Consider the following 21,881-nt stretch of genomic DNA (forward strand, 5'->3'; position numbering starts at 1 on the left):
AACCGACGGAGGATGAGCGCGGCCGGGGTCGCGCTGATGCTCGGCGGGGCGGGAATCCTGCTGGCCGCCCCTCCCGCCCAGGCCGCCGAGGTCTCGTACAAGGTGGAGTGCATCCCGCCCCCCGGCGGGGGCGGCCCGGTGCAGGGGACCACGACCGTCTCGATCACGGCGCCGGCCGCGGCCAAGGTCGGCGACGAGGTCGAGGTGGTCTGGAAGACCGTCAAGCCCGCCTCGAACAACACCGACCTGATGGACCTGGGCAAGGACACCGTCAAGCCGACGGGGTACGTGAAGCTCGGCGGGGCCATGGACCAGGAGGTGAAGCTGGAGGGGGAGCGGAAGAACCCGCCCATCCCCAAGAAGGCACCCATGGTCATGTCCGACATGAAGGGCAGGATCAAGCTGACCAAGGCCGGCGACGTCACGATCACGCCGGGCAGGTACGACGTGGACTTCAGCGGCTTCGTCACCAAGTGCTCCCCGAAGGAGCAGGCCGGGGTGGGCGCGACCGTCAAGGTCTCCGCCGGCGGCGGTTCCACCGGCGGCGGGTCGACGTCCGGCGGTTCCACCGGCGGCTCGGCGTCCGGGGGCTCGGCGTCCGGCGGCTCGACGTCCGGCGGCTCCACCGGCGGGAGCGGCGGCCGGACCGACTTCCCCGGCAAGCCGGTCGAGGTCAGCTACGACTGCGGCGCGGTCGTCCCCGGCGGCATCAAGACCCCGGTGACGATCAACGCCAAGAAGAACGGCGGCGGCTACGACCTCACGGTCAAGACCGCCAAGGGCGCGATGAACAGCCCGATGGCCCTGCCGGCGGGCGCGCTGAAGCCGTCCATGAACGTCAAGCTCGGCGGCGCGGACAGCGGCACCGTCAAGGTCACCGGCCCCGCCAACGCCGAGGCCGTCCCGCAGGGCGCGCCGGTCAGCCTGAGCGACATGACCGGCACCTACACGCCCGGCAGGAGCGGCAAGGTCACGCTGAGCCCGGACCAGCTGACGATCGACGTCACGATGGCCCCGGGCAGCACACCGATCAACGTGCCCTGCAAGGCCAACAGCAGCGGCGTCTCGCTGGAGCTGGACACCACCGCCCAGCCGGGCGGCTCCGGCTCCCAGGCCGACGGCGGCGGCGCCGGCGGTCCGGGCGGCAGCGGTGGCCTGGCCGAGACCGGGGCCGAGGACGAGGGCGGGCTGAGGGCCCTCGGCCTGGTCGCCGGCACGGTGATCCTGCTCGGCGGCGCGGTCTTCGCCTTCACCCCCCGGCGTCGCGCAGGGGGGCGGGTGCGTCAGTGCACGTTGCCCATCAGCGCCTGGACCTTCTTGCGGTACATGTAGACCGCGAGACCGGCGACGACGGCCGCCGAGGCCTCCAGGGCGATGATCCCGGTGCCGTTGAGGTCCACGCCCGCCAGGGAGAGCAGACCGGTGGTGCAGTCACCCGCGGTCACCGCGAGGAACCAGACGCCCATCATCTGCGAGGCGTACTTCTGCGGCGCCATCTTGGTGGTCACCGAGAGGCCGACCGGGGACAGGCACAGCTCACCGATGGTCTGGATCATGTAGATGGAGACCAGCCACATCGGGGAGACCTTGGTGCCGTCGCCCGCCATGTTCATCGGGACGATGAAGACGAAGAACGAGGCACCGACCAGGACCAGGCCCATCGCGAACTTCACGATGGTGTTCGGCTCCTGGTTCTTACGGGCCAGCCACAGCCACAGCCAGGCGAAGACCGGGGCCAGCGCCATGACGAACAGCGGGTTCAGCGACTGGTACCAGGTGGCGGAGAAGCCGAGGCCGAAGACGGTGTCGGCGGTCTTGTCGTCCGCGAACAGCGACAGCGTGGAGCCACCCTGGTCGTAGATCATCCAGAAGACGGCGGCGGCGATGAAGAACCAGATGTACGCCGTCATCCGGGACTGCTCGGCGGTGTTCAGGTCCTTGTCGCGCTTGATGCGCACCAGCACGGCGATCGGGATGACCAGACCGGCCAGCGTCAGCGGGACCAGCGCCCAGTTCAGGGTGTACATGCCCAGGGCGACGACGGCGCCGTAGAAGACCGCGACGGCCAGCACGCCGAGGACGACCTTGGTGACGACGGCCTTGCGCTCGTCGGCGGAGAGCGGGTTCGGGACCTCGCTGCTCTTCGGGCTGAGGTGCTTGGTGCCGATCAGGAACTGGGTCAGACCCAGGCCCATGCCGACGGCGGCCAGGGCGAAGCCCAGGTGCCAGTTCATCTCCTTGCCGATCGTGCCGATCACGAACGGCGCGACGAAGGCACCCAGGTTGATGCCGATGTAGAAGAGGGTGAAGCCACCGTCGCGGCGCGGGTCCTCCGGGCCGTCGTAGAGGTGGCCGACCATGGTGGAGATGTTGGCCTTCAGCAGGCCGGAACCGGCGGCGACCAGGATCAGGCCGAGGAAGAACATCGCCTGGCCCGGAAGGGCGAGGGAGAAGTGACCGGCCATGATCACGAAGCCGGCGATGGCGACCGTCTTGCGGGCGCCCCAGACCCGGTCACCGAACCATCCGCCCGGCATGGCCATCAGGTAGACCATGGAGACGTAGACGGAGTAGATGGCCGTGGCCGTGGCCGCCGTCATGGCCAGGCCGCCGCCCTGGCTGCCCGTGGCGGCGTCGGCGCCGCCCGAGACCAGGTAGTACACGAGAAGAGCGCGCATGCCGTAGTAGGAGAAGCGCTCCCACATCTCGGTCATGAACAGCGTGGCCAGGCCGCGGGGGTGGCCGAAGAAGGTCTTCTCACCGCTCGCGGCGGAATCCTTCGTCAGGCTGGAAGCCATGGTCGATCCTTGCTTGCTCGGGACGCCGTCTGCTTCGTGAGCCGGTAGGGCGCCCGGTGAGGGGGACCGGTACCGGGTGACGGACAATCCGTCGTCCGGGATCCACGCCGCGACATGCCTCCTCGCACGTCGGGCCCGGCCCACAGGGTCATTCACGTCAAGCACAGAAAAGGGGAGATCTCGGCGTGATTCGCACAAGATCCCCCGGATACTGCATTAAACGTCTCGCCACCATACGACACGACAGTGCCTGACATGGAAGCCCTTGAGAGATGGATCACAGGCGTTCATGGAACCGTTTCCGCATATTCGAAGGTCGTAGGACTTCATAAGCCCAGATCGGAAGCGGTATGCCGGGGCAGCCCAGCCGGGAGGATCCTCGGACTACCATCACCCACATGACGCGTGTACTGCTCGCCGAGGACGACGCATCCATCTCGGAACCCCTGGCCCGCGCCCTGCGGCGGGAGGGGTACGAGGTCGAGGTCCGCGAGGACGGACCGACCGCACTCGACGCGGGACTGCAGGGCGGCGTCGATCTCGTCGTGCTCGACCTGGGCCTGCCGGGCATGGACGGCCTGGAGGTCGCCCGCCGGCTGCGGGCGGAGGGCCACGGCTTCCCCATCCTGGTGCTGACGGCCCGCGCCGACGAGGTGGACACGGTGGTGGGGCTGGACGCCGGCGCCGACGACTACGTCACCAAGCCCTTCCGGCTGGCCGAACTGCTGGCCCGGGTCCGGGCCCTGCTGCGGCGCGGCGCCGTCGAGCCGGCCCAGCCGCCCGCCACCCACGGCGTCCGCATCGACGTGGAGTCGCACCGCGCCTGGATGGGGGAGGAGGAGCTCCAGCTCACCGCGAAGGAGTTCGACCTGCTGCGCGTCCTGGTCCGCGACGCCGGCCGCGTCGTGACCCGCGACCAGCTGATGCGCGAGGTGTGGGACACCACCTGGTGGTCGTCCACCAAGACCCTCGACATGCACATCTCCTGGCTGCGCAAGAAGCTCGGCGACGACGCCGCGAACCCGCGCTACATCGCCACCGTCCGCGGCGTCGGCTTCCGCTTCGAGAAGAGCTGAGCCCGACCCGCCATGCGCCGCCGCCTGATCAATTCCACCCTCGCGGTGGTGCTCGTCGTGATCGCCGTCTTCGGCGTCTCCCTGGTGATCGTCGAGACCCGCACGATCACCAGCAGCGCGCACGACCGGATCGAGGCCGAGGCGGTCGGCCTGGTCGGCGCCGTCGAGTCCCGGCTGCTGGACAAGCAGCCGGTGGACGCCGGCGCCCTCGCCGAGCAGCTCGACCCCGGCCGGTACGCCCGGATCCAGATCCCCGGCCAGCCGCCCGTCGAGGTCGGCGACCCGGTCTCCGGCGGGGTCATCCGGGGCTCCGCCCGGGGCGAGCACGGCCTGAGCGTGGTGGTGGAGGAGTCCCGTTCCACGGTCACCCGCGAGGTCGGCCGGACCATGGCGGTGGTCGGGGCGGTCGCGCTGCTGGCCGTCGTCGCGGCCGTGCTGCTCGCCGTACGGCAGGCCAACCGGCTGGCGTCCCCGCTCACCGACCTCGCCGAGACCGCCGAGCGGCTCGGATCGGGCGACCCGCGGCCGCGGCACAAGCGGTACGGGGTCCCGGAGCTGGACCGGGTCGCGGACGTGCTGGACGCCAGCGCCGAGCGGATCGGGCGGATGCTCACCGCCGAGCGGCGGCTGGCGGCGGACGCCTCGCACCAGCTGCGGACCCCGCTGACGGCGCTGTCCATGCGGCTGGAGGAGATCACCGTCACCGAGGACCTGGCCACCGTCCGGGAGGAGGCGACGATCGCCCTCACCCAGGTGGAGCGGCTCACGGACGTGGTGGAGCGGCTGCTGACGAACTCCCGGGACCCGCGCACCGGCTCGGCGGTCTCCTTCGACCTCGACGAGGTCGTCAAGCAGCAGGTGGAGGAGTGGCGGCCCGCCTACCGCAGCGCCGGGCGGGCGATCGTCCGCTCCGGCAAGCACGGCCTGCGGGCCGTGGGCACGCCCGGCGCGGTCGCCCAGGTGCTGGCCACCCTCGTGGAGAACGCCCTGATGCACGGGGGCGGCACCGTCGCGCTGCGCACCCGGGTGACCGGCAACCAGGCGGTGATCGAGGTCACCGACGAGGGGCCGGGCGTCCCGGCGGACCTGGGCAACCGGATCTTCGAGCGGGCCATCAGCGGGCGCAACTCCACCGGCATCGGGCTGGCGGTCGCGCGGGACCTGGCGGAGGCCGACGGCGGACGGCTGGAGCTGCTGCAGGGCCAGCCGCCGGTGTTCGCGCTGTTCCTCAGCCGTACGGCGCCCGAGCCGCCGCAGCAGCACCCGGAGACGGTCCGCTAGGCGTCGGGCGTCAGGCGTCAGGCGTCGGGCGTCGGGCGTGGGCGAAGGGCGTCAGGCGGCGGGGACGCGGGGCGCCGGCTCCTCCGCGACGACCTCGGAGGTGCCGCCGGCCACGGTGACCCCGCCGCCGGAGGTCTCGGGCAGGGCCCGGAAGACCCAGGTGCGGTAGGACCAGAACCGGAACAGGGTGGCCACGCCGATGCCGAAGAGCTTGAAGACGTTGCTCTGCAGCGGGCTGTCCCAGCCGAATCCGTATGTGGCCGTGTAAAGGATTCCGGTCTCGATGACCATGCCGATCAGGCTGAACACCAGGAACAGGGTCATCTCACGCTTACGGCCGCTCTTGTCGCGGTCGCGGTAGGTGAAGTAGCGGAACCCTATGTAATTGCAGATGATCGCCACGGAAATGGCTATGACATTGGCCCGCCCGACCTGGAGATCGGTCGTGCTGCGGATCAGGTTGAAGACGCCGAGGTTGACCAGGACACCGAGTCCGCCCACCGCCCCGAACTTGGCGACTTCACGGATCATGCCGCGAAGGCGTTCGGGCAGCGTTACTGCTTCGGGGGTACTCATCTGACGTTTCAGTCCCTGTCATCGTCCGGCAGCGGCCTGACCATGTTAAGTGTCCGCCGATCGGACCGTCTGTGCCTTCTGACACTCGTGCGGCGCACGGCGCACCGGCCCCCGCCGCACCGTCCGGTCGCCGGGGTCCGGTCCGGATGGCCGAATACCGGCGGATACCCTGGTGGAGTGACGTTCCCGGTAGTCGGCATGGTCGGCGGCGGTCAGCTCGCCCGCATGACCCACGAGGCGGGCATCCCCCTCGGCATCAGATTCAAGATCCTCAGTGACACCCCGCAGGACTCGGCGGCCCAGGTCGTGAGCGACGTCGTCATCGGCGACTACCGCGACCTGGACACGCTGCGCGCCTTCGCGCGCGGCTGCGACGTGATCACCTTCGACCACGAACACGTACCCACCGAACACCTGCGGGCCCTGGAAGCGGACGGCATCCCCGTCCGCCCGGGGCCCGACGCGTTGGTGCACGCCCAGGACAAGGGGGTGATGCGCGCCCGGCTCGACGAGATCGGCGCGCCCAGCCCCCGCCACCGGATCGTCAGCGATCCGGCGGACGTGGCGGCGTTCGCGCAGGAGGTCGGCGGCTTCCCCGTGATCCTCAAGACCGTCCGCGGCGGCTACGACGGCAAGGGCGTGTGGTTCGTACGCTCCGCCGACGACGCGGAGGCCCCCTTCAAGGCGGGCGTCCCGGTGCTGGCCGAGGAGAAGGTGGACTACGTCCGCGAGCTCGCGGCCAACATCGTCCGCTCCCCGCACGGCCAGGCCGTGGCGTACCCGGTGGTGGAGTCCGTCCAGGTCGACGGCGTGTGCGACACGGTGATCGCGCCCGCCCCGGACCTGTCGGAGGAGCTCGCCGGCGAGGCCCAGGCCCTCGCGCTGCGCATCGCCAAGGAGCTGGGCGTGACCGGTCACCTGGCGGTCGAGCTGTTCGAGACGGCCGACGGCCGGATCCTGGTCAACGAGCTGGCCATGCGCCCGCACAACTCCGGGCACTGGACCCAGGACGGCGCGATGACCTCGCAGTTCGCCAACCACCTGCGGGCCGTGCTCGACCTGCCGCTCGGCGACCCGCGCCCGCGGGCCCGCTGGACGGTCATGGCGAACGTGCTGGGCGGGGACTACCCCGACATGTACGCCGGGTACCTGCACTGCATGGCGCACGACCCGCAGCTGAAGATCCACATGTACGGCAAGGACGTGAAACAGGGTCGCAAGGTCGGCCACGTCAACACCTACGGCGACGACCTGGACGATGTGCTGGAGCGCGCACGTCACGCAGCCGGCTACCTCAGAGGAACGATCACCGAATGAGCACCCCGAGCAACCCCGTCGTCGGCATCGTCATGGGCTCCGACTCGGACTGGCCGGTCATGGAGGCCGCGGCCCAGGCCCTGGACGAGTTCGAGATCCCCTACGAGGTCGACGTCGTCTCCGCCCACCGCATGCCCCGCGAGATGGTGGCGTACGGGGAGCGGGCGGCCGACCGCGGGCTGAAGGCGATCATCGCCGGGGCGGGCGGCGCCGCCCACCTGCCCGGCATGCTGGCCTCGGTCACCCCGCTGCCGGTCATCGGCGTTCCCGTGCCGCTGAAGTACCTGGACGGCATGGACTCGCTGCTGTCGATCGTGCAGATGCCCGCCGGGGTCCCCGTCGCCACCGTCTCCATCGGCGGCGCCCGCAACGCCGGGCTGCTCGCCGCGCGGATCCTGGCCACCCAGGACGCGGACCTGATGGCCCGGATGCTGGAGTTCCAGCAGGAGCTGAACGACCAGGCCACCGAGAAGGGCAAGCGGCTGCGGACCAAGGTGGCCGCCGGATGACGGACCGCCCCGACCGTCCGGCCGACGGCCGGGTGGAGCGCCTGGCGCAGGCCCGGCGGCTGCTGGCCGAGCACCCGGTCGTCGACGGCCACAACGACCTGCCGTGGGCGCTGCGCAAGCAGGTGCGCTACGACCTGGACCGGCTGGACATCGGCGCCGACCAGAGCGCCGCGCTGCACACCGACATCCCGCGGCTGCGGGCCGGTGGTGTCGGGGCGCAGTTCTGGTCCGTCTACGTCAGCGCGGACCTCGCCGGCGACCACGCGGTCAGCGCCACCCTGGAGCAGGTCGACGCGGTCGGCCAGCTGATCGACCGTTACCCGGGCGACCTGGTGCGGGCGCTGACGGCCGACGACATGGAGGCCGCCCGGGCATCGGGGCGGATCGCCTCCCTGATGGGCGCCGAGGGCGGGCACTCGATCGACAACTCGCTGGCCACCCTGCGCGCCCTGTACCGGCTCGGCGTGCGGTACCTGACGCTCACCCACAACGACAACGTGGACTGGGCGGACTCGGCGACCGACGAGCCGCGGCACGGCGGGCTGACGGACTTCGGCCGTGAGGTCGTCCGCGAGATGAACCGCATCGGCATGCTGGTGGACCTCTCGCACGTGGCCGCGACGACCATGCGGGACGCGCTGGCCACCAGCGCCGCCCCGGTGATCTTCAGCCACTCCTCGGCCCGCGCGATCTGCGACCACCCGCGCAACGTCCCCGACGACGTACTGGCGGCGCTGCCCGCCAACGGCGGGATCGCGATGGCCACGTTCGTGCCGAAGTTCATCCTGCCGGCGGCCGTGGAGTGGACCGCGGCGGCCGACGCGAACCTGCGGGCGCACGGCTTCCACCCGCTGGACACCACCCCGGAGGCGATGGCCCTGCACCGCGCCTTCGAGGCGGAACGGCCGCGGCCGGTGGCCACGGCGGCGACGGTGGCCGACCACCTGGACCACATGCGCGAGGTCGCGGGGGTGGACCACATCGGCATCGGCGGTGACTTCGACGGGACGGCCTTCACCCCGGCCGGGCTCGACGACGTGTCCGGCTACCCGAACCTCCTCGCCGAGCTGCTGGAACGCGGCTGGTCGCGGGCGGACCTGGCCAAGCTGACGTGGTCCAACGCGGTACGGGTGCTGCGCGACGCCGAGGCGGTGGCGCGCGAGCTGTCGGCCACGCGCGGGCCGTCGAACGCGGTGCTGACGGCCTCCTGACGCCCTCCGGCGGACGTGGCGTTCGGGGGTCACCACCCGAACGCCACATCCGCCGCGAAGTGGCCCGCCCGGCGTGTCACGGTGGCAGCAGCGTTCCCTGCTTGCTGCCGAGACCCGGAGCGAATCCATGGCCGACCTGCAGGATGAATCCGAGGCGGGCCCCTGCGTGGGAGCCCCCGAGTCCCCCGCCCCCGTGGTGGCCGACGCCCTGGAGCGGGCGGCCGCCCTGCTGGCGGAGCATCCCGTCGCGGACGGGTGCAACACCTTGGTCTGGACCCTGCGTCAGACCCCGTACCACGACACCGACACCGACATCCCACGGCTGCGGTCGGGTGCGGTCGGCGCCCAGTTCTGGTCGCTGCTGACCCCGACGACCGGGGACCGGGTGGTCGCCGACACCCTGGAACTGATCGACATCGCGCACGACCTGGTCCACGCGTATCCCGACGAGCTGCTGCTCGCGCTGACCGCGGGCGACCTGGCGGACGCGCGCAACCGCGGGCGCATCGCCTCGTTCCTCGGCCCGGTCTCGGGCAGCACCCTGACCGATTCCCTGGGCACCCTGCACGCCTTCCACAAGCTGGGCGTGCGCAGCCTGGCGCCGGCCGGTGCCACCTGGGCGCAGGACGATCTGACGCCCTTCGGGCACGAGGTGGTCCGCGAGGCGAACCGGCTGGCGATGGGGCTCGACCTGACGGGCTGTCCGCCCGAGGCGGCCGTCCAGATCGCCGGGGCGTCCCGGGCGCCGGTGCTGATCTCCCACACCGGGGCGGCCGCGCTGACCCGTCATCCGCTCAACGTGCCGGACGAGGTCCTGCTCGCCGTACGGGCGACGGGCGGGGTCTGCATGGTCAGCTTCTCCGCCGAGCAGACCGGCGACTCCCTGCACGCGGTGGCCGACCACCTGGACCACATCCGTGGGGTGGCCGGACCGCAGAGCGTGGGTCTGGGCGCCTGCTTCGGCTCCGACCCGCCGCACGGCCACCCCACGGGCCTGACGGACCCCTCAGGTTATCCGCGGCTGTTCGCCGAACTGCTCGACCGCGGCTGGCCCGAGCCCGATCTCGCCCTGCTGGCCTGGGACAACGTGGCGCGGGTGCTGCGGGACGTGGAGTTCACCTCCCGCGCCGCCCACCACCGCAAGCCCTGAGGGCGGGGCACCCGTTCAGCCGGCGCACAGGCAGAACGGGTGCCCGGCCGGGTCGGCGTAGACCCGCCAGCTGCGGGAGCGGTCCTCGGTGTCCAGGGGCTTGGCGCCCAGCGCGAGGACCTGCTCCTCGGCCGCGTCCAGGTCCGGTACCGCCAGGTCGAGGTGGAACTGCTGCGCGCCCGTGGCCGACGGCCAGGGCGGCGGGACGTGGCCCGGGGCCTCCTGGAAGGCGAGCCGGGTGCCCGGGTGGCCGGTGAGGTCGACCCAGTCCGGCTCGTCCGGGCTGGAGCTGGGCTCGCCGCCGAGCAGGGCGGCGTAGAACGAGGCGAGGGCGTGGGGGTCGGGGCAGTCGAGGACGACGGCGCCGAGCGTGGCGATGGCCATGACGGATCTCCTGAGCCTGGGGCCTGGGGCCCGGGACGGGAAAGGGACCGCGGTTGCGTTACCGGTAAGCGCTGCTTGCCGGTAACGCCGACCCTACGCGTTACCGCATGATGACGCCAAGAGGTAACGTCGCATGTATGAGTGAACGCGCTCCGGCGCCCGGTGGGCTCGCGCTGGTGGAGGACCTCGTCAACACGCTGAGCGTGGAGACCGGCGAGGACCGCCTGGCCGCGCGCTTCGGTCTGTCCGGCCCCGCGCTCGCCGAGGCGGCCGAGCTGCGCGAGGCGCTGCGCGGCGCGCTGCAGGCCCATGCCGGCCACCCCATGCCGGCCGAGGCCCGGGAGACCCTGAACCGGCTGCTGGCCGGCGCCCCGCTCACCCTCGCGGTGGCCGCCGACGGCAGCGCCGCCCTCGCCCCGCCGCCCGGCGACGCGCTGCTGCCGCGCATCGCCGTGGCCGTGGCGGACGCCGTCGCCGCGGGCACCTGGTCCCGGCTCAAGGCCTGCGCGGACGCCGACTGCCGCTGGGCGTACTACGACCGCAGCCCGGGCGGGCGCGGCCGCTGGTGCACGATGGCGGTCTGCGGCAGCCGGGCCAAGATGCGCACCTACCGCCGCTCCCGGGCGTAACCGCGCTCCGGACCGACCCCTTTGACCCTTCAAGATCATCACTGTGCAGAATGAGCCGTATGCCGATTCCGCACACCTTGAAGACGGCGACGGTCGACGACGCGGCTGCGATCAGCCGCGTCCTGGCCCGCGCCTTCGACGACGACCCGATGATGCGCTGGTTCTTCCCCGACGCGGCCACCCGCGAGACCGGCCTGCGGCGCTACTTCGCCACGATCTTCACGCGGCAGTACGCCCGCATCGGCGTCTGCGAGTACACCGAGGCGGCCGGCGCCTTCTGGGTGCCGCCGACCGCACTGGACAAGGCCGCGCCCGACGCCGACACCGTGCGGGAGCTCGCCGGGATCCTGGGCGAGACCGCCGACCTGTTCCGGCAGGCCGCCGAGGCGGCCGCCGAGGCCGGGACCCCGGAGCCCGCCTGGTACCTGGCGGTCGTCGGCGCCGACCCGGCCGCCCAGGGCCAGGGCCACGGCGCGGCCCTGCTGCGCTCGGGCCTGGCCAAGGCGGACGCGGCGGGGCTGCCGGTCCTGCTGGAGTCCTCCAAGCCCGAGAACCTGCCGTTCTACGAGCACTTCGGCTTCCGCGTCCTCGGCGAGTCCGCCCTGCCGGGCGGCGGCCCCACGCTGTGGGCCATGCGGCGGGAGCCCGCGGCGGCCTGACCGGCGTCCGATCGACAGCCCGGGCCCGCCGGGTGACCATGGAAGGGGCGGAGGTCCGCTCCGCTCCTTCCCCGGGGTACCGCACTTCGACTCCCGCCCGGGAGGAAGCATGACGAACCGACGACGCCTGCGTGCGCTGATCCTCGGACCCGCGCTGGCCGGCGCGCTGCTCGCGGCTCCGGCCGCCCTCGGCGCGTCCGCCCACGCCGCCGCTCCGGCGGCCACCTGTTCCATCTCGGGTGTCCTTCCCAACGGAAGGGTGCACCTCTCCGGCGGCGGCTTCCAGCCGGGCACCGCCTACTTCTCCTCGCCGCAGGGCTGGGGCGGCACGGTCACCATCGAGGCGAACGGCGGCTTCAACGCCCCGAACGTCCACAAGGCCGACTACACCGTCTCCCAGGGCAGCGAACAGACCCACTGCTACGGCTACTAGCCGAGGGCGGGCGCCGCGGCCCCGCCCGCGCCCGCCGCCCAGGCCTTCGACCCGCCTACGCCTTCGACCCGCCCCTACGCCTTCGGCCGGCCCATGGCCCGGTAGGTCCAGCCCGCCGCGCGCCACAGCTCCGCGTCGAGGGCGTTGCGGCCGTCCAGGATCAGGCGGTCCGTCACGGCCTTGCCCAGGGCCGCCGGGTCCAGGTCGCGGAACTCCCGCCACTCGGTCAGGTGCAGGACGACGTCCGCGCCCTCGACCGCGGCCATGGCGGAGTCGGCGTAGGCCAGGGTCGGGAAGACCTGGCGGGCGTTGGCCATGCCCTTGGGGTCGTACACCGTGACCTGGCCGCCCTGGAGGTGGATCTGCCCGGCGACGTTCAGCGCGGGGGAGTCCCGTACGTCGTCCGAGTCGGGCTTGAAGGTGGCACCGAGCACCGCGACCCGCTTGCCGAGGAAGGACCCGCCGACCGCCTCGCGCGCCAGCTCCACCATGTGGCCGCGGCGGCGCATGTTGATCGAGTCGACCTCGCGCAGGAAGGTCAGCGCCTGGTCGGCGCCGAGTTCGCCGGCCCGGGCCATGAAGGCCCGGATGTCCTTGGGCAGGCAGCCGCCGCCGAAGCCGATGCCCGCGCGCAGGAACTTCGCGCCGATCCGCTCGTCGTGGCCGATGGCCTCCGCCAGCTTCACCACGTCACCGCCGGCGGCCTCGCAGACCTCCGCCATGGCGTTGATGAAGGAGATCTTGGTGGCGAGGAAGGAGTTCGCCGCCGTCTTGACCAGCTCCGCGGTCGGGAAGTCGGTCACGACGAAGGGGCTGCCCTCCGCGAGCGGCGTCGCGTACACCTCGCGCAGCGTCTTCTCGGCCTGCTCGCTGCGCACGCCCACGACGATCCGGTCGGGGTGCAGGGTGTCCTGGACGGCGAAGCCCTCGCGCAGGAACTCGGGGTTCCAGGCGAGCTCCACCGCGGTCCCGGCCGGGGCCAGCTCCGCCAGCCGCGCGGCGAGCCGGTCCGCCGAGCCGACCGGCACGGTCGACTTGCCCACCACCAGCGCCGGTCGCGTCAGGTGCGGGGCCAGGGACTCCACCGCCGCGTCGACGTAGCTCATGTCGCACGCGTACTCGCCGTGCTTCTGCGGGGTGTTCACGCAGACGAAGTGCACGTCGCCGAAGGCGCCGACCTCCTCCCAGGAGGTGGTGAAGCGCAGCCGGCCCGTCGAGCCGGGCAGTCCGGCCACATGCGCCGCCAGCAGCTCCTCCAGCCCCGGCTCGTACATCGGGACCCGGCCGCCGGCCAGCATCTCGATCTTCTCCGGGACGATGTCCAGCCCGAGCACCTCGAAGCCCAGTTCCGCCATGGCCGCGGCGTGGGTCGCGCCGAGATAACCAGTGCCGATCACAGTGATCTTGAGGGCCATGGGTACTCCGTAAAGGTGGCGGTGCGGTGTGCGGCCCCCGAGCATAGTCGGGCGTGTTGTCACCAAGCTCACGCGCGCGGTCCGTATCCCTACTGGGGAGTCGGCCCTAGGCTTGGGTTACTTAACGGTAGTTAGCATGGGGAGTGAGCACTTTGGCCGGTTCCGACTTCGACCTCTACCGCCCCGCGGAGGAGCACGACATGCTCCGCGAATCGGTCCGCGCGCTGTGCGAGGCGAAGATCGCCCCGTTCGCCGCCGCGGTGGACGAGGAGGCCCGCTTCCCGCGGGAGGCCCTGGACGCGCTGGTCGCCAACGACCTGCACGCCGTCCACGTGCCCGAGACCTACGGCGGCGCCGGCGCCGACGCCCTCGCCACCGTGATCGTCATCGAGGAGGTCGCCCGCGTCTGCGCCTCGTCCTCCCTGATCCCGGCCGTCAACAAGCTCGGCTCGCTCCCGGTGATCCTCTCCGGCTCCGAGGACCTGAAGAAGAAGTACCTGGGCCCGCTCGCCAAGGGCGACGCGATGTTCTCGTACTGCCTCTCCGAGCCCGACGCGGGCTCCGACGCGGCCGGCATGAAGACCCGCGCGGTCCGCGACGGCGACTTCTACGTCCTCAACGGCGTCAAGCGCTGGATCACCAACGCCGGTGAGTCCGAGTACTACACGGTCATGGCCGTCACCGACCCGGAGAAGCGCTCCAAGGGCATCTCCGCCTTCGTCGTGGAGAAGTCCGACGAGGGCGTCTCCTTCGGCGCGCCGGAGAAGAAGCTCGGCATCAAGGGCTCCCCGACCCGCGAGGTCTACCTCGACAACGTACGCATCCCCGCCGACCGCATGATCGGCGCGGAGGGCACCGGCTTCGCCACCGCCATGAAGACCCTGGACCACACCCGCATCACCATCGCGGCCCAGGCGCTCGGCATCGCCCAGGGCGCCCTGGACTACGCCAAGGGCTACGTCCAGGAGCGCAAGCAGTTCGGCAAGCCGATCGCCGACTTCCAGGGCATCCAGTTCATGCTCGCGGACATGGCCATGAAGATCGAGGCCGCCCGCCAGCTGACGTACGCCGCCGCCGCCAAGTCCGAACGCGTCGACGCGGACCTGACGTTCTTCGGCGCCGCCGCCAAGTGCTTCGCCTCCGACGTGGCCATGGAGGTCACCACGGACGCCGTCCAGCTCCTCGGCGGCTACGGCTACACCCGCGACTACCCGGTCGAGCGCATGATGCGCGACGCCAAGATCACCCAGATCTACGAGGGGACCAACCAGGTCCAGCGGATCGTCATGTCCCGCAACCTGCCGTAACGCTCGGTAGCCAACACTTCTGCAACGCCCTGGCCGGAGGCGGCCGCGAGCAGCCGCCTCCGGCCTTCGCACGTCTGCGGGTGGGCTAAATTTGTGTCTTCGTACGCCCGGATCTGATGGGGAGAAAAAATGACGGAAGCGATCCTGCTGGTCGGTGGGCAGGGGACGCGACTGCGCCCCGTCACGGTGAACACCCCCAAGCCGATGGTCCCGGCGGCCGGTGTTCCCTTCCTCGCCCACCAGATAGCCAGGGCCGCTGCCGCCGGTGTCACGCACATCGTCATGGCCACCTGCTACCTCGCCGAGGTCTTCGAGCCGTACTTCGGTGACGGCTCCGCGTTCGGAGTCCACCTGGAGTACGTCGTCGAGGACGAGCCCCTCGGCACCGGCGGCGCCATCCGCAACGCCGCCCAGCGCCTGACCGGCGGCCCCGACGAGCCGGTGCTCGTCTTCAACGGCGACATCCTCACCGGCCTGGACATCGCCGGCCTGGTCGCCTCCCACCAGGAGGCCGACGCCGACGTCTCCCTGCACCTGGTCCGCGTCGAGGACCCGCGCGCCTTCGGCCTGGTCCCCACCGACTCCGAGGGCCGCGTCCTGGCCTTCACCGAGAAGCCGCAGACGCCCGAGGAGATCGTCACCGACCAGATCAACGCCGGCTGCTACGTCTTCCGCCGCTCGGTCATCGACTCCATCCCGGCCGGCCGCCCGGTCTCCGTCGAGCGCGAGACCTTCCCCGGCCTGCTCGCCTCCGGGGCCAAGCTGCACGGCAAGACCGAGGACACCTACTGGCTGGACCTCGGCAAGCCCGAGTCCTTCGTCCAGGCCTCCGCCGACCTGGTCCGCGGCGTCGTCGCCTCCCCGGCCGTCCCCGGCCCGCGCGGCGAGGCGCTGGTGCTGCCGGGCGCCGAGGTGGCGGAGGGCGCCAAGCTGTCGGGCGGTACCGTGGTGGGCGCCGGGGCCCGGATCGAGGCGGGGGCCGTGGTCCGGGGATCCATCGTGCTCGACGGCGCGACCCTGGGCGCGGACACCGACGTCAGCGCCAGCCTCATCGGTGCACGTGCCGTGGTCGGCGCCCGTACGGTGCTGGACGGGGCGGTCGTCGGTGACGGCGCACAGGTCGGGGCCGACAACGAACTGCGCACCGGCGTACGGGTGTGGTGCGAGGCCGAACTGCCTCCCGCCTCCCTGCGCTTCTCCTCGGACCGCTGACCCCGGGTCGGGGGACCGGCCGCAACGACCGACTTCAGTGAGGCATAACCCTGTGATAGGCGAGCACAACTCCCCTCGCGCGACGGACGTCGCGTCCACCACCCTCCCCGAGGCGTGGGCCGCCACCCCGCTGACCGTGGTCATGCCCACGTACAACGAGGCGGGCAACGTGCCGGTCATGGCCGAGCTCCTCATGGGCCTCGACCTGCCCGGGCTGCACCTGCTCATCGTCGACGACTCCTCCCCGGACGGCACCGGCCGGATCGCCGAGGAGCTCGCGGAGAAGTTCACGGCCGAGGACGGCAGCCCGCGGATGTCGGTCCTGCACCGCACCGCCAAGGACGGCCTGGGCCGCGCGTACGCCGCCGGCATGACCAAGGCCGTCGAGGACGGCGCGCGGTACGTGCTCCAGATGGACGCGGACGGCTCCCACCCGGCCGGCAAGGTCGCCGAGATGCTGGGCGTGGCCATGTCCACCGGCGCCGGCCTCGTCGTCGGCAGCCGCTACGTCCCCGGCGGCACCCTCTCCGACGCCTGGGGCGCCCACCGCAAGCTGCTCTCGCGCTGGGCCAACGCGTACGCGTCCACCATCCTGGGCACCCGCGTGCGCGACATCACCGGCGGCTTCAACCTCTGGAGCGCCGAGGCGCTGCGCGCGATCGACCTCGCGTCGGTCGGCAGCGCCGGCTACAGCTTCCAGGTGGAGATGAAGTACGCCGCGCTGCGCCGCAACTTCCAGGTGATGGAGGTCCCGATCCACTTCGAGGACCGCACCGTCGGCGAGTCCAAGATGAACCTCGCGGTCCAGCTGGAGTCCGTCGTCATGCCGTGGAAGCTCCGCGCCCGCGCCCGCGGCGTCCGCTGACGCGACGGCGTCGCACCCAGCCCGTACGACGACGAAGGCCCGCCGGGAGCACCCGGCGGGCCTTCGCCGCGCTGCGGCCCCGTCACCTGTTGCCGGTGACGGTGACCTTCTCGTCGTTCTGGATCTGCTTGACCAGCTGCTGCACCTTGGCCTTGTCCCAGACCAGGTTGCCGCCGCGCTCGCCGGAGATCGGCATGTTCATCGAGGTGCCGCCGCCCGAGCTGATGCCCTTCATCGCGAAGAACATGTCCGCCAGGTCGAACAGGCCCATGTCCTTGTCCACGATCAGCGTGTCCAGGCCCGCGCCCAGCGTGGGGTAGAGCTTGAACGGATTCATGATCGTGCCGGGCGTCGCGGCCTGACTGGCCAGCGCCGACAGGAACTTCTGCTGGTTCTTGGTGCGCGCCAGGTCCGACTCGGCGAAGGCGTAGCGGGTCCGTACGAACGCCAGCGCCTGCTCGCCGTTGAGGGTCTGCCTGCCGGCCTGGAAGTCGGCGCCCGACTTCTCGTCCTTGAAGCCCTTCTCGATGTCCAGCTCCACGCCGCCGAGCGCGTTCACGATGTTGGCGAAGCCGGCGAAGCCGATCTCGGCGTAGTGGTCGATGCGCAGGCCCGTGTTGTGCTCGACGGTGCGCACCAGCAGCTCCGGACCGTCCTCGGCGTAGGCCGCGTTCAGCTTGACCCGGCGCCCCTGGGCGGGGAACTTCTTGCCCGACTGGGAGCCGACGAACGAGGGGATCTCCACGTCCGAGTCGCGCGGCAGCGAGATCATGGTGTTCCCGCTGGAGCACGCGGCCAGGATCATCATGGAGTCGGTGCGCTTGCCGTCGGCGGAGCCGGTGTGCAGCTTCTTCTTGTCCGCGTCCGACAGGCCCTCGCGGCTGTCGGAGCCGACGATGAGGTACGTGGTGCAGTCGTCGTCCTTCGGCCGCTCGATGACCTTGGACAGGTCCACCTCGCGCCGGACCTTGGAGTCCGCCCAGACGTACGTACCAATCGTGGTGACCAGCAGCGCCGAGACCAGCACGATCGACCCGATCTTGATCCGCTTGCGCCAGTCCGGCGCCGGACCGGACGGCCCCGGCCGGCGCGGGCCCCCCGGCGACTGCGGCGGCACGCCGGCGCCGCCACCGGGACGGCCGCCGGCGGGGGAGCCGTAGACCTGGCCCGTGTTGTAGCCGCTGTCGTAGCCGTCGAGGGTCTCGGGGCTCTGCGACTGCTGCTGCGGCACGCCGCGCGGGGGCGCGGCGGGGCGCCGCGGACCACCCTGCTGGGCGTACGGGTCCCGCTGCCGGCCGTACGGGTCCTGCGACGCGCCGTACGGGTCCTGCGCGGGCCGCGGCGGCTGCGCGGGGCGGCGGGGCTGCTGCCAGTCATTCATGCGCACAAGGATGCCGAACCGGCCAGGTCCGGCGACAGCCCGGGTGGGCCTTCGTACCGGTGCTGTTGCAGAGCTGATGCCCGCGCGGGCCACTTATGGTGGCTGTATGACAGATATACCGGACGACCCGGACGCCCTGCCCGGCAAGCCGACCTCGGCGTCGCGCACCACCCTCTCCCACATCATGACCAGCCACGACACCAACCTCCTCGGCACGGTGCACGGCGGCGTGATCATGAAGCTGGTGGACGACGCCGCCGGCGCCGTCGCCGGCCGGCACTCCGGCGGTCCGGCCGTCACCGCGTCGATGGACGAGATGGCCTTCCTCGAACCCGTCCGCGTCGGCGACCTCGTCCATGTGAAGGCCCAGGTCAACTGGACCGGCCGGTCCTCCATGGAGGTCGGCGTACGGGTCCTGGCCGAGCGCTGGAACGAGTCCACCCCGGCCACCCAGGTCGGCAGCGCCTACCTCGTCTTCGCCGCCGTCGACGCCGAGGGCAAGCCCCGCCGGGTCCCGCCGGTCCTCCCCGAGACCGACCGCGACCGCCGCCGCTACCAGGAGGCCCAGATCCGCCGCACGCACCGGCTGGCGCGGCGCCAGGCGATCCGGGAACTGCGGGAGAAGCGGGCGGCCGAGGGGCTCGACGACTGAACGGGTGTGCGGGCGGGGAGTGTTTCGGGTCACGGAACACGCCCTTGCCGCTCCGGGCACGGAAGGGCCACGTTAGTGTGGCCTGTCCGACGCCTGAGTGAGCGCTGTGTCGGCGTCGTCCCCGAGCCCCGGATTTCCTGCGGAGAAGCACCTTCATGTCCACCGTCGTGCCTCCCCTGTCCGCCGTGCGCGAGGGCGCCCACGGCGTCCCCGCACAGGCGAGGAACTCCGCTGCGCGCAGGCCCCGCCTCTACGTGCTCGACGGGCTGCGGCTGATCGCCGCCCTGTCGGTGGTCGCCTTCCACTGGGCGGGCGTCAACATCCACCCGGAGGTGTGGGGACAGAAGCCGCAGACGCTGATGCCCGACACGCACCGCTTCGCCGCCTACGGCTGGATGGGCGTGCAGCTGTTCTTCCTCATCAGCGGCTTCGTCATCTGCATGTCCTGCTGGGGACGTTCGCCGCGGGACTATTTCACCTCCCGCGTCGTGCGCCTGTACCCCGCCTACTGGGCCGGGATCGTCATCACCACGCTGGTGGTGAACTTCGCGGCGACGGTCCGTCCGAGCCGCGGGCCGATGAGCATCAGCGACGTGCTGACCAACCTGACGATGCTGGAGCGTCCGCTCGGCGTCACCGAGGCGGACGGCGTCTACTGGACCCTCTGGATCGAGCTGCGCTTCTACCTGCTGTTCGCCGTCGTCGCCGTGATGGGGCTGACCTACCGCCGGGTGCTCGCCTTCTGCGGCATCTGGGCCATCCTCGCCGTGATCACCCCCGGCGTGGACAGCAAGCTCATGGACACGGTCTTCATGCCGCAGGACGCCCCGTACTTCATCGCGGGCGTGGCCATGTACCTGATCTACCGCTTCGGGGTGAACCCGATGCTGCTGGGTGTGGTCGGGTTCTCCTGGCTGATCGCGCAGAACCGGCTGCACGTCACCGTCGGCGGCTACGAGTACGAGGTGCACCACACCCTGTCCTGGCCGGTGATGGCGTTCATCTCGGCCGCGGCCTTCCTCGTGATGCTCGCCGTGTCGATGGGCGCCTTCAACTGGGTGCGCTGGAAGTGGCTGACCGTCGCCGGCGCCCTGACGTACCCGGTCTACCTGCTGCACCAGGAGCTCGGCTGGGCCATGATCCGCTGGGGCCGGGACCACGGCATCGCGCCGTTCCCGCTGCTCGCGATCTGCCTGACGGTGATCCTGCTGCTGTCCTGGCTGGTCCACCGCTTCGTCGAACGCCCGCTGTCCGGCGTGCTCAAGCGGCTGCTGGACGGGGCCCGGCTCACCGTGCCCAAGGCGGACCCGCCGGTCGTGCCCCGGTAGGGGTGCCACGCACCGCAGGTGCCGGCCTGCCGGGATTGGTCCCTTCCCGGCCCCCTCATCTAATCTTTCAAGTCGAGCCCGGTCCGGATCTCCCAAGTGCCGAGGCCATCGACGGCAGGCGTCCCCAGGGACCGGAAGGTACGCGTACATGACCACCAGCAGCACGGCCGTGACGCCCGGAACGGGCGCCGGCCGTCCCGGTTCGGCCGCCGTACCCGCCGGGCCGCACGCCGGCCCGGACGCCACCCCGACGCCGGCCCTGGCCCGTTTCGACTGGCTGTGGGCCGCCCTGTTGACGTTCGCCGTCGCCTGCACGGGCGGCGGCGTCGCCCAGCCCTGGCGGGACGAGCTCGCCAGCTGGCACGCCGCCCGGCGCGGCACCGGCGACCTCGTGGACATGCTCGGCAACGTCGACGCGGTCTCCGGCGTCTACTACCTGGTCCTGCACGGCTGGGTCTCCCTCGCCGGCGACTCGCCGGCCATGCTGCGGATGCCCTCGGCGCTGGCCATGGCCGGCGCGGCGGCGTTCGTGGTGCTCACCGCCCGCAGGCTCTTCGACCGCCGGGTCGCGGTCTTCGCCGGGGTGCTCTTCGCCCTGGTGCCCGCCGTCTCCAAGTACGGGCAGGAGGCCCGCTCCTACGCCTTCGTGGTCCTGGCCGTGTCCGCCGCCACCTGGCTGCTGCTGCGGGCGCTGGAGCGGCCGACCGCCAAGCGCTGGCTGCCGTACGCCGTGGCCGTCGCCGCCGCCGGGCTCTTCCACATCGTCTCGCTGCTGGTCCTGCTGCCGCACGGCCTGATCGTGCTGGGACGCTGGTGGGGCTCGCGGTCCCGGCGGCTGCTGGTCGGCTACGTGCTCACGGTCGCGGTCGCCCTGCTGCCGGTGGTCCCGCTGGTGCTGCTCGGCCGGCGCCAGGTGGGTCGGCAGATCAGCTGGCTGACGGCCCCGCACCTGCGGGACCTCGCCGGCACGTGGAGCAACCTCGTCGCCTCTCCGCTGACCAGCTACGCGCTGCTGGCCGCGGCCCTGCTGCCGCTGGCCTGGACCCGCGGCCGCCGCCCGGCCGCGGAGCTCGCCCTGGTGGCCGCGCTGCCGATCGGCGTGGCCTGGGTGATCTCGCACGGCTCGACCTCGTACTTCCTCGACCGCTACCTGCTCTTCACGCTGCCCGCCTGGGTCGTGCTGGCCGCGGCCGGCCTCGGGGCGCTGCGCCCGCGGGCGCTCGGCGTGACCGGCCTGGTGGTGCTCGTGGCGCTCGGCATGACCGACCAGCGGCACCTGCGCACCAAGTACGCCAAGGACGGCACGGACGGCAAGCGGGTCGCCGAGGTCATCGCCAAGGACTACAAGCCCGGTGACGGGTTCGCGCCGGTCCGCGGCAGCGACCGGGTGTTCATGATCGACTTCACGGTCGAGTACTACCTGCCCGGCAAGGTGAAGCTGAAGGACGTCTTCGCCGAACGCTCGGCGGTGGCCGACGACGACCTCTTCCCGGTGGAGTGCGAACAGGCCGCGCGGTGCGCGACCGACCTGAACGGCACCCAGCGGGTGTGGGTGGTCACCTGGAGCGGGACCTCCAACCCGTACCACAAGTTCCCCGAGGCCCAGCAGAAGGCCCTGAAGGACCACTACAAGCCGGTCAGGACGACCAAGCTCGGCAACCTCCAGGTCACCCTGGTCGAACGCGCGCGCTGACGCCC

Annotated in this window: 21 protein-coding genes; 16 read left to right on the forward strand and 5 right to left on the reverse strand. The window is 71.7% G+C overall.

The features are described 5' to 3' along the window. Positions 1-12: 12 nt before the first annotated feature. Positions 13-1,332, forward strand: a complete 1,320-nt coding sequence (locus LG632_RS06765) for a hypothetical protein (protein WP_226725905.1) — start codon at positions 13-15, stop codon at positions 1,330-1,332. Here the strand turns inward: LG632_RS06765 and LG632_RS06770 are convergent. Then, entirely contained in the window at positions 1,284-2,798 is a 1,515-nt protein-coding gene (locus tag LG632_RS06770) for a peptide MFS transporter (protein WP_226725906.1), read from the reverse strand. The genes LG632_RS06765 and LG632_RS06770 overlap by 49 nt on opposite strands. A gap of 398 nt (positions 2,799-3,196) precedes the next feature. Between LG632_RS06770 and LG632_RS06775 the strand changes: the two genes are divergently transcribed. Together LG632_RS06775 and LG632_RS06780 are read left to right on the forward strand one after the other, a co-directional pair. Next, complete coding sequence (locus LG632_RS06775) at positions 3,197-3,874, forward strand: response regulator transcription factor (protein ID WP_226725907.1); 678 nt, start codon at positions 3,197-3,199, stop codon at positions 3,872-3,874. 12 nt (positions 3,875-3,886) lie between these two features. Continuing rightward, on the forward strand, positions 3,887-5,155 hold the full coding sequence (locus tag LG632_RS06780; protein ID WP_226725908.1) for a sensor histidine kinase: 1,269 nt from the start codon (positions 3,887-3,889) through the stop codon (positions 5,153-5,155). A 51-nt stretch (positions 5,156-5,206) separates the two neighbouring features. Here LG632_RS06780 and LG632_RS06785 read toward each other — a convergent pair whose 3' ends face one another. Then, the gene (locus LG632_RS06785) at positions 5,207-5,731 is read right to left on the reverse strand and encodes a GtrA family protein (RefSeq protein ID WP_226725909.1); all 525 of its coding nucleotides are present in this window, start codon (positions 5,729-5,731) and stop codon (positions 5,207-5,209) included. Positions 5,732-5,818: 87 nt separating this feature from the next. Between LG632_RS06785 and LG632_RS06790 the strand changes: the two genes are divergently transcribed. The 4 genes from LG632_RS06790 to LG632_RS06805 all read left to right on the forward strand — a co-directional run bounded on the left by LG632_RS06790 (position 5,819) and on the right by LG632_RS06805 (position 9,918). After that, positions 5,819-7,048 carry a 5-(carboxyamino)imidazole ribonucleotide synthase gene (locus LG632_RS06790; RefSeq protein ID WP_308108049.1) on the forward strand — a complete coding sequence of 410 codons (1,230 nt, stop codon included), beginning with the start codon at positions 5,819-5,821 and terminating at the stop codon, positions 7,046-7,048. Then, positions 7,045-7,557 (forward strand): 5-(carboxyamino)imidazole ribonucleotide mutase, encoded by a 513-nt coding sequence (gene purE, locus LG632_RS06795; protein ID WP_226725910.1) that lies wholly within the window; start codon positions 7,045-7,047, stop codon positions 7,555-7,557. Before LG632_RS06790 ends, purE begins: the two co-directional genes overlap by 4 nt. Beyond that, positions 7,554-8,768 carry a dipeptidase gene (locus LG632_RS06800; protein ID WP_226725911.1) on the forward strand — a complete coding sequence of 405 codons (1,215 nt, stop codon included), beginning with the start codon at positions 7,554-7,556 and terminating at the stop codon, positions 8,766-8,768. Before purE ends, LG632_RS06800 begins: the two co-directional genes overlap by 4 nt. 127 nt (positions 8,769-8,895) lie before the next feature. Next, positions 8,896-9,918: a membrane dipeptidase gene (locus LG632_RS06805; RefSeq protein ID WP_226725912.1), complete on the forward strand. Its 1,023-nt coding sequence runs from the start codon at positions 8,896-8,898 to the stop codon at positions 9,916-9,918. 15 nt (positions 9,919-9,933) lie between these two features. Here the strand turns inward: LG632_RS06805 and LG632_RS06810 are convergent, their stop codons facing one another. Next, positions 9,934-10,302 carry a VOC family protein gene (locus LG632_RS06810; RefSeq protein WP_226725913.1) on the reverse strand — a complete coding sequence of 123 codons (369 nt, stop codon included), beginning with the start codon at positions 10,300-10,302 and terminating at the stop codon, positions 9,934-9,936. A gap of 137 nt (positions 10,303-10,439) precedes the next feature. On the opposite strand from LG632_RS06810, the gene LG632_RS06815 reads away from it, so the two are divergent. The 3 genes from LG632_RS06815 to LG632_RS06825 all read left to right on the forward strand — a co-directional run bounded on the left by LG632_RS06815 (position 10,440) and on the right by LG632_RS06825 (position 12,023). Beyond that, positions 10,440-10,931: a CGNR zinc finger domain-containing protein gene (locus LG632_RS06815; protein ID WP_226725914.1), complete on the forward strand. Its 492-nt coding sequence runs from the start codon at positions 10,440-10,442 to the stop codon at positions 10,929-10,931. A gap of 50 nt (positions 10,932-10,981) precedes the next feature. Next, the gene (locus tag LG632_RS06820; RefSeq protein ID WP_226725915.1) at positions 10,982-11,590 is read left to right on the forward strand and encodes a GNAT family N-acetyltransferase; all 609 of its coding nucleotides are present in this window, start codon (positions 10,982-10,984) and stop codon (positions 11,588-11,590) included. Between the two features lie 109 nt (positions 11,591-11,699). After that, positions 11,700-12,023, forward strand: a complete 324-nt coding sequence (locus tag LG632_RS06825; protein WP_226725916.1) for a hypothetical protein — start codon at positions 11,700-11,702, stop codon at positions 12,021-12,023. Positions 12,024-12,097: 74 nt separating this feature from the next. On the opposite strand, the gene LG632_RS06830 is transcribed toward LG632_RS06825, so the two are convergent. After that, entirely contained in the window at positions 12,098-13,438 is a 1,341-nt protein-coding gene (locus tag LG632_RS06830; RefSeq protein WP_226725917.1) for a UDP-glucose dehydrogenase family protein, read from the reverse strand. A 152-nt stretch (positions 13,439-13,590) separates the two neighbouring features. Here LG632_RS06830 and LG632_RS06835 point away from each other — a divergent pair, with 152 nt between their 5' ends. From LG632_RS06835 to LG632_RS06845, 3 genes are all read left to right on the forward strand, one after another. Beyond that, positions 13,591-14,745 carry an acyl-CoA dehydrogenase family protein gene (locus LG632_RS06835; protein WP_226725937.1) on the forward strand — a complete coding sequence of 385 codons (1,155 nt, stop codon included), beginning with the start codon at positions 13,591-13,593 and terminating at the stop codon, positions 14,743-14,745. Between the two features lie 129 nt (positions 14,746-14,874). Further along, positions 14,875-15,957: a mannose-1-phosphate guanylyltransferase gene (gene manB, locus LG632_RS06840; protein ID WP_226725918.1), complete on the forward strand. Its 1,083-nt coding sequence runs from the start codon at positions 14,875-14,877 to the stop codon at positions 15,955-15,957. Positions 15,958-16,009: 52 nt separating this feature from the next. Further along, complete coding sequence (locus tag LG632_RS06845; protein ID WP_226725919.1) at positions 16,010-16,822, forward strand: polyprenol monophosphomannose synthase; 813 nt, start codon at positions 16,010-16,012, stop codon at positions 16,820-16,822. An 82-nt stretch (positions 16,823-16,904) separates the two neighbouring features. Here LG632_RS06845 and LG632_RS06850 read toward each other — a convergent pair whose 3' ends face one another. Then, positions 16,905-18,203 (reverse strand): LCP family protein, encoded by a 1,299-nt coding sequence (locus LG632_RS06850; protein WP_226725920.1) that lies wholly within the window; start codon positions 18,201-18,203, stop codon positions 16,905-16,907. 106 nt (positions 18,204-18,309) lie between these two features. Between LG632_RS06850 and LG632_RS06855 the strand changes: the two genes are divergently transcribed. The 3 genes from LG632_RS06855 (at position 18,310) to LG632_RS06865 (ending at position 21,876) form a co-directional block, all read left to right on the forward strand. After that, the gene (locus LG632_RS06855; RefSeq protein WP_226725921.1) at positions 18,310-18,855 is read left to right on the forward strand and encodes an acyl-CoA thioesterase; all 546 of its coding nucleotides are present in this window, start codon (positions 18,310-18,312) and stop codon (positions 18,853-18,855) included. A gap of 155 nt (positions 18,856-19,010) precedes the next feature. Beyond that, a complete protein-coding gene (locus LG632_RS06860) occupies positions 19,011-20,183 on the forward strand; it encodes an acyltransferase family protein (RefSeq protein ID WP_226725922.1) in 1,173 nt (390 codons plus the stop codon). 148 nt (positions 20,184-20,331) lie between these two features. After that, positions 20,332-21,876, forward strand: coding sequence for a glycosyltransferase family 39 protein (locus LG632_RS06865; RefSeq protein WP_226725923.1), 1,545 nt, complete (start codon positions 20,332-20,334; stop codon positions 21,874-21,876). The last annotated feature ends 5 nt before the right edge of the window (positions 21,877-21,881 follow it).

Source organism: Streptomyces antimicrobicus, from assembly GCF_020532625.1.
Lineage (GTDB): Bacteria > Actinomycetota > Actinomycetes > Streptomycetales > Streptomycetaceae > Streptomyces > Streptomyces antimicrobicus.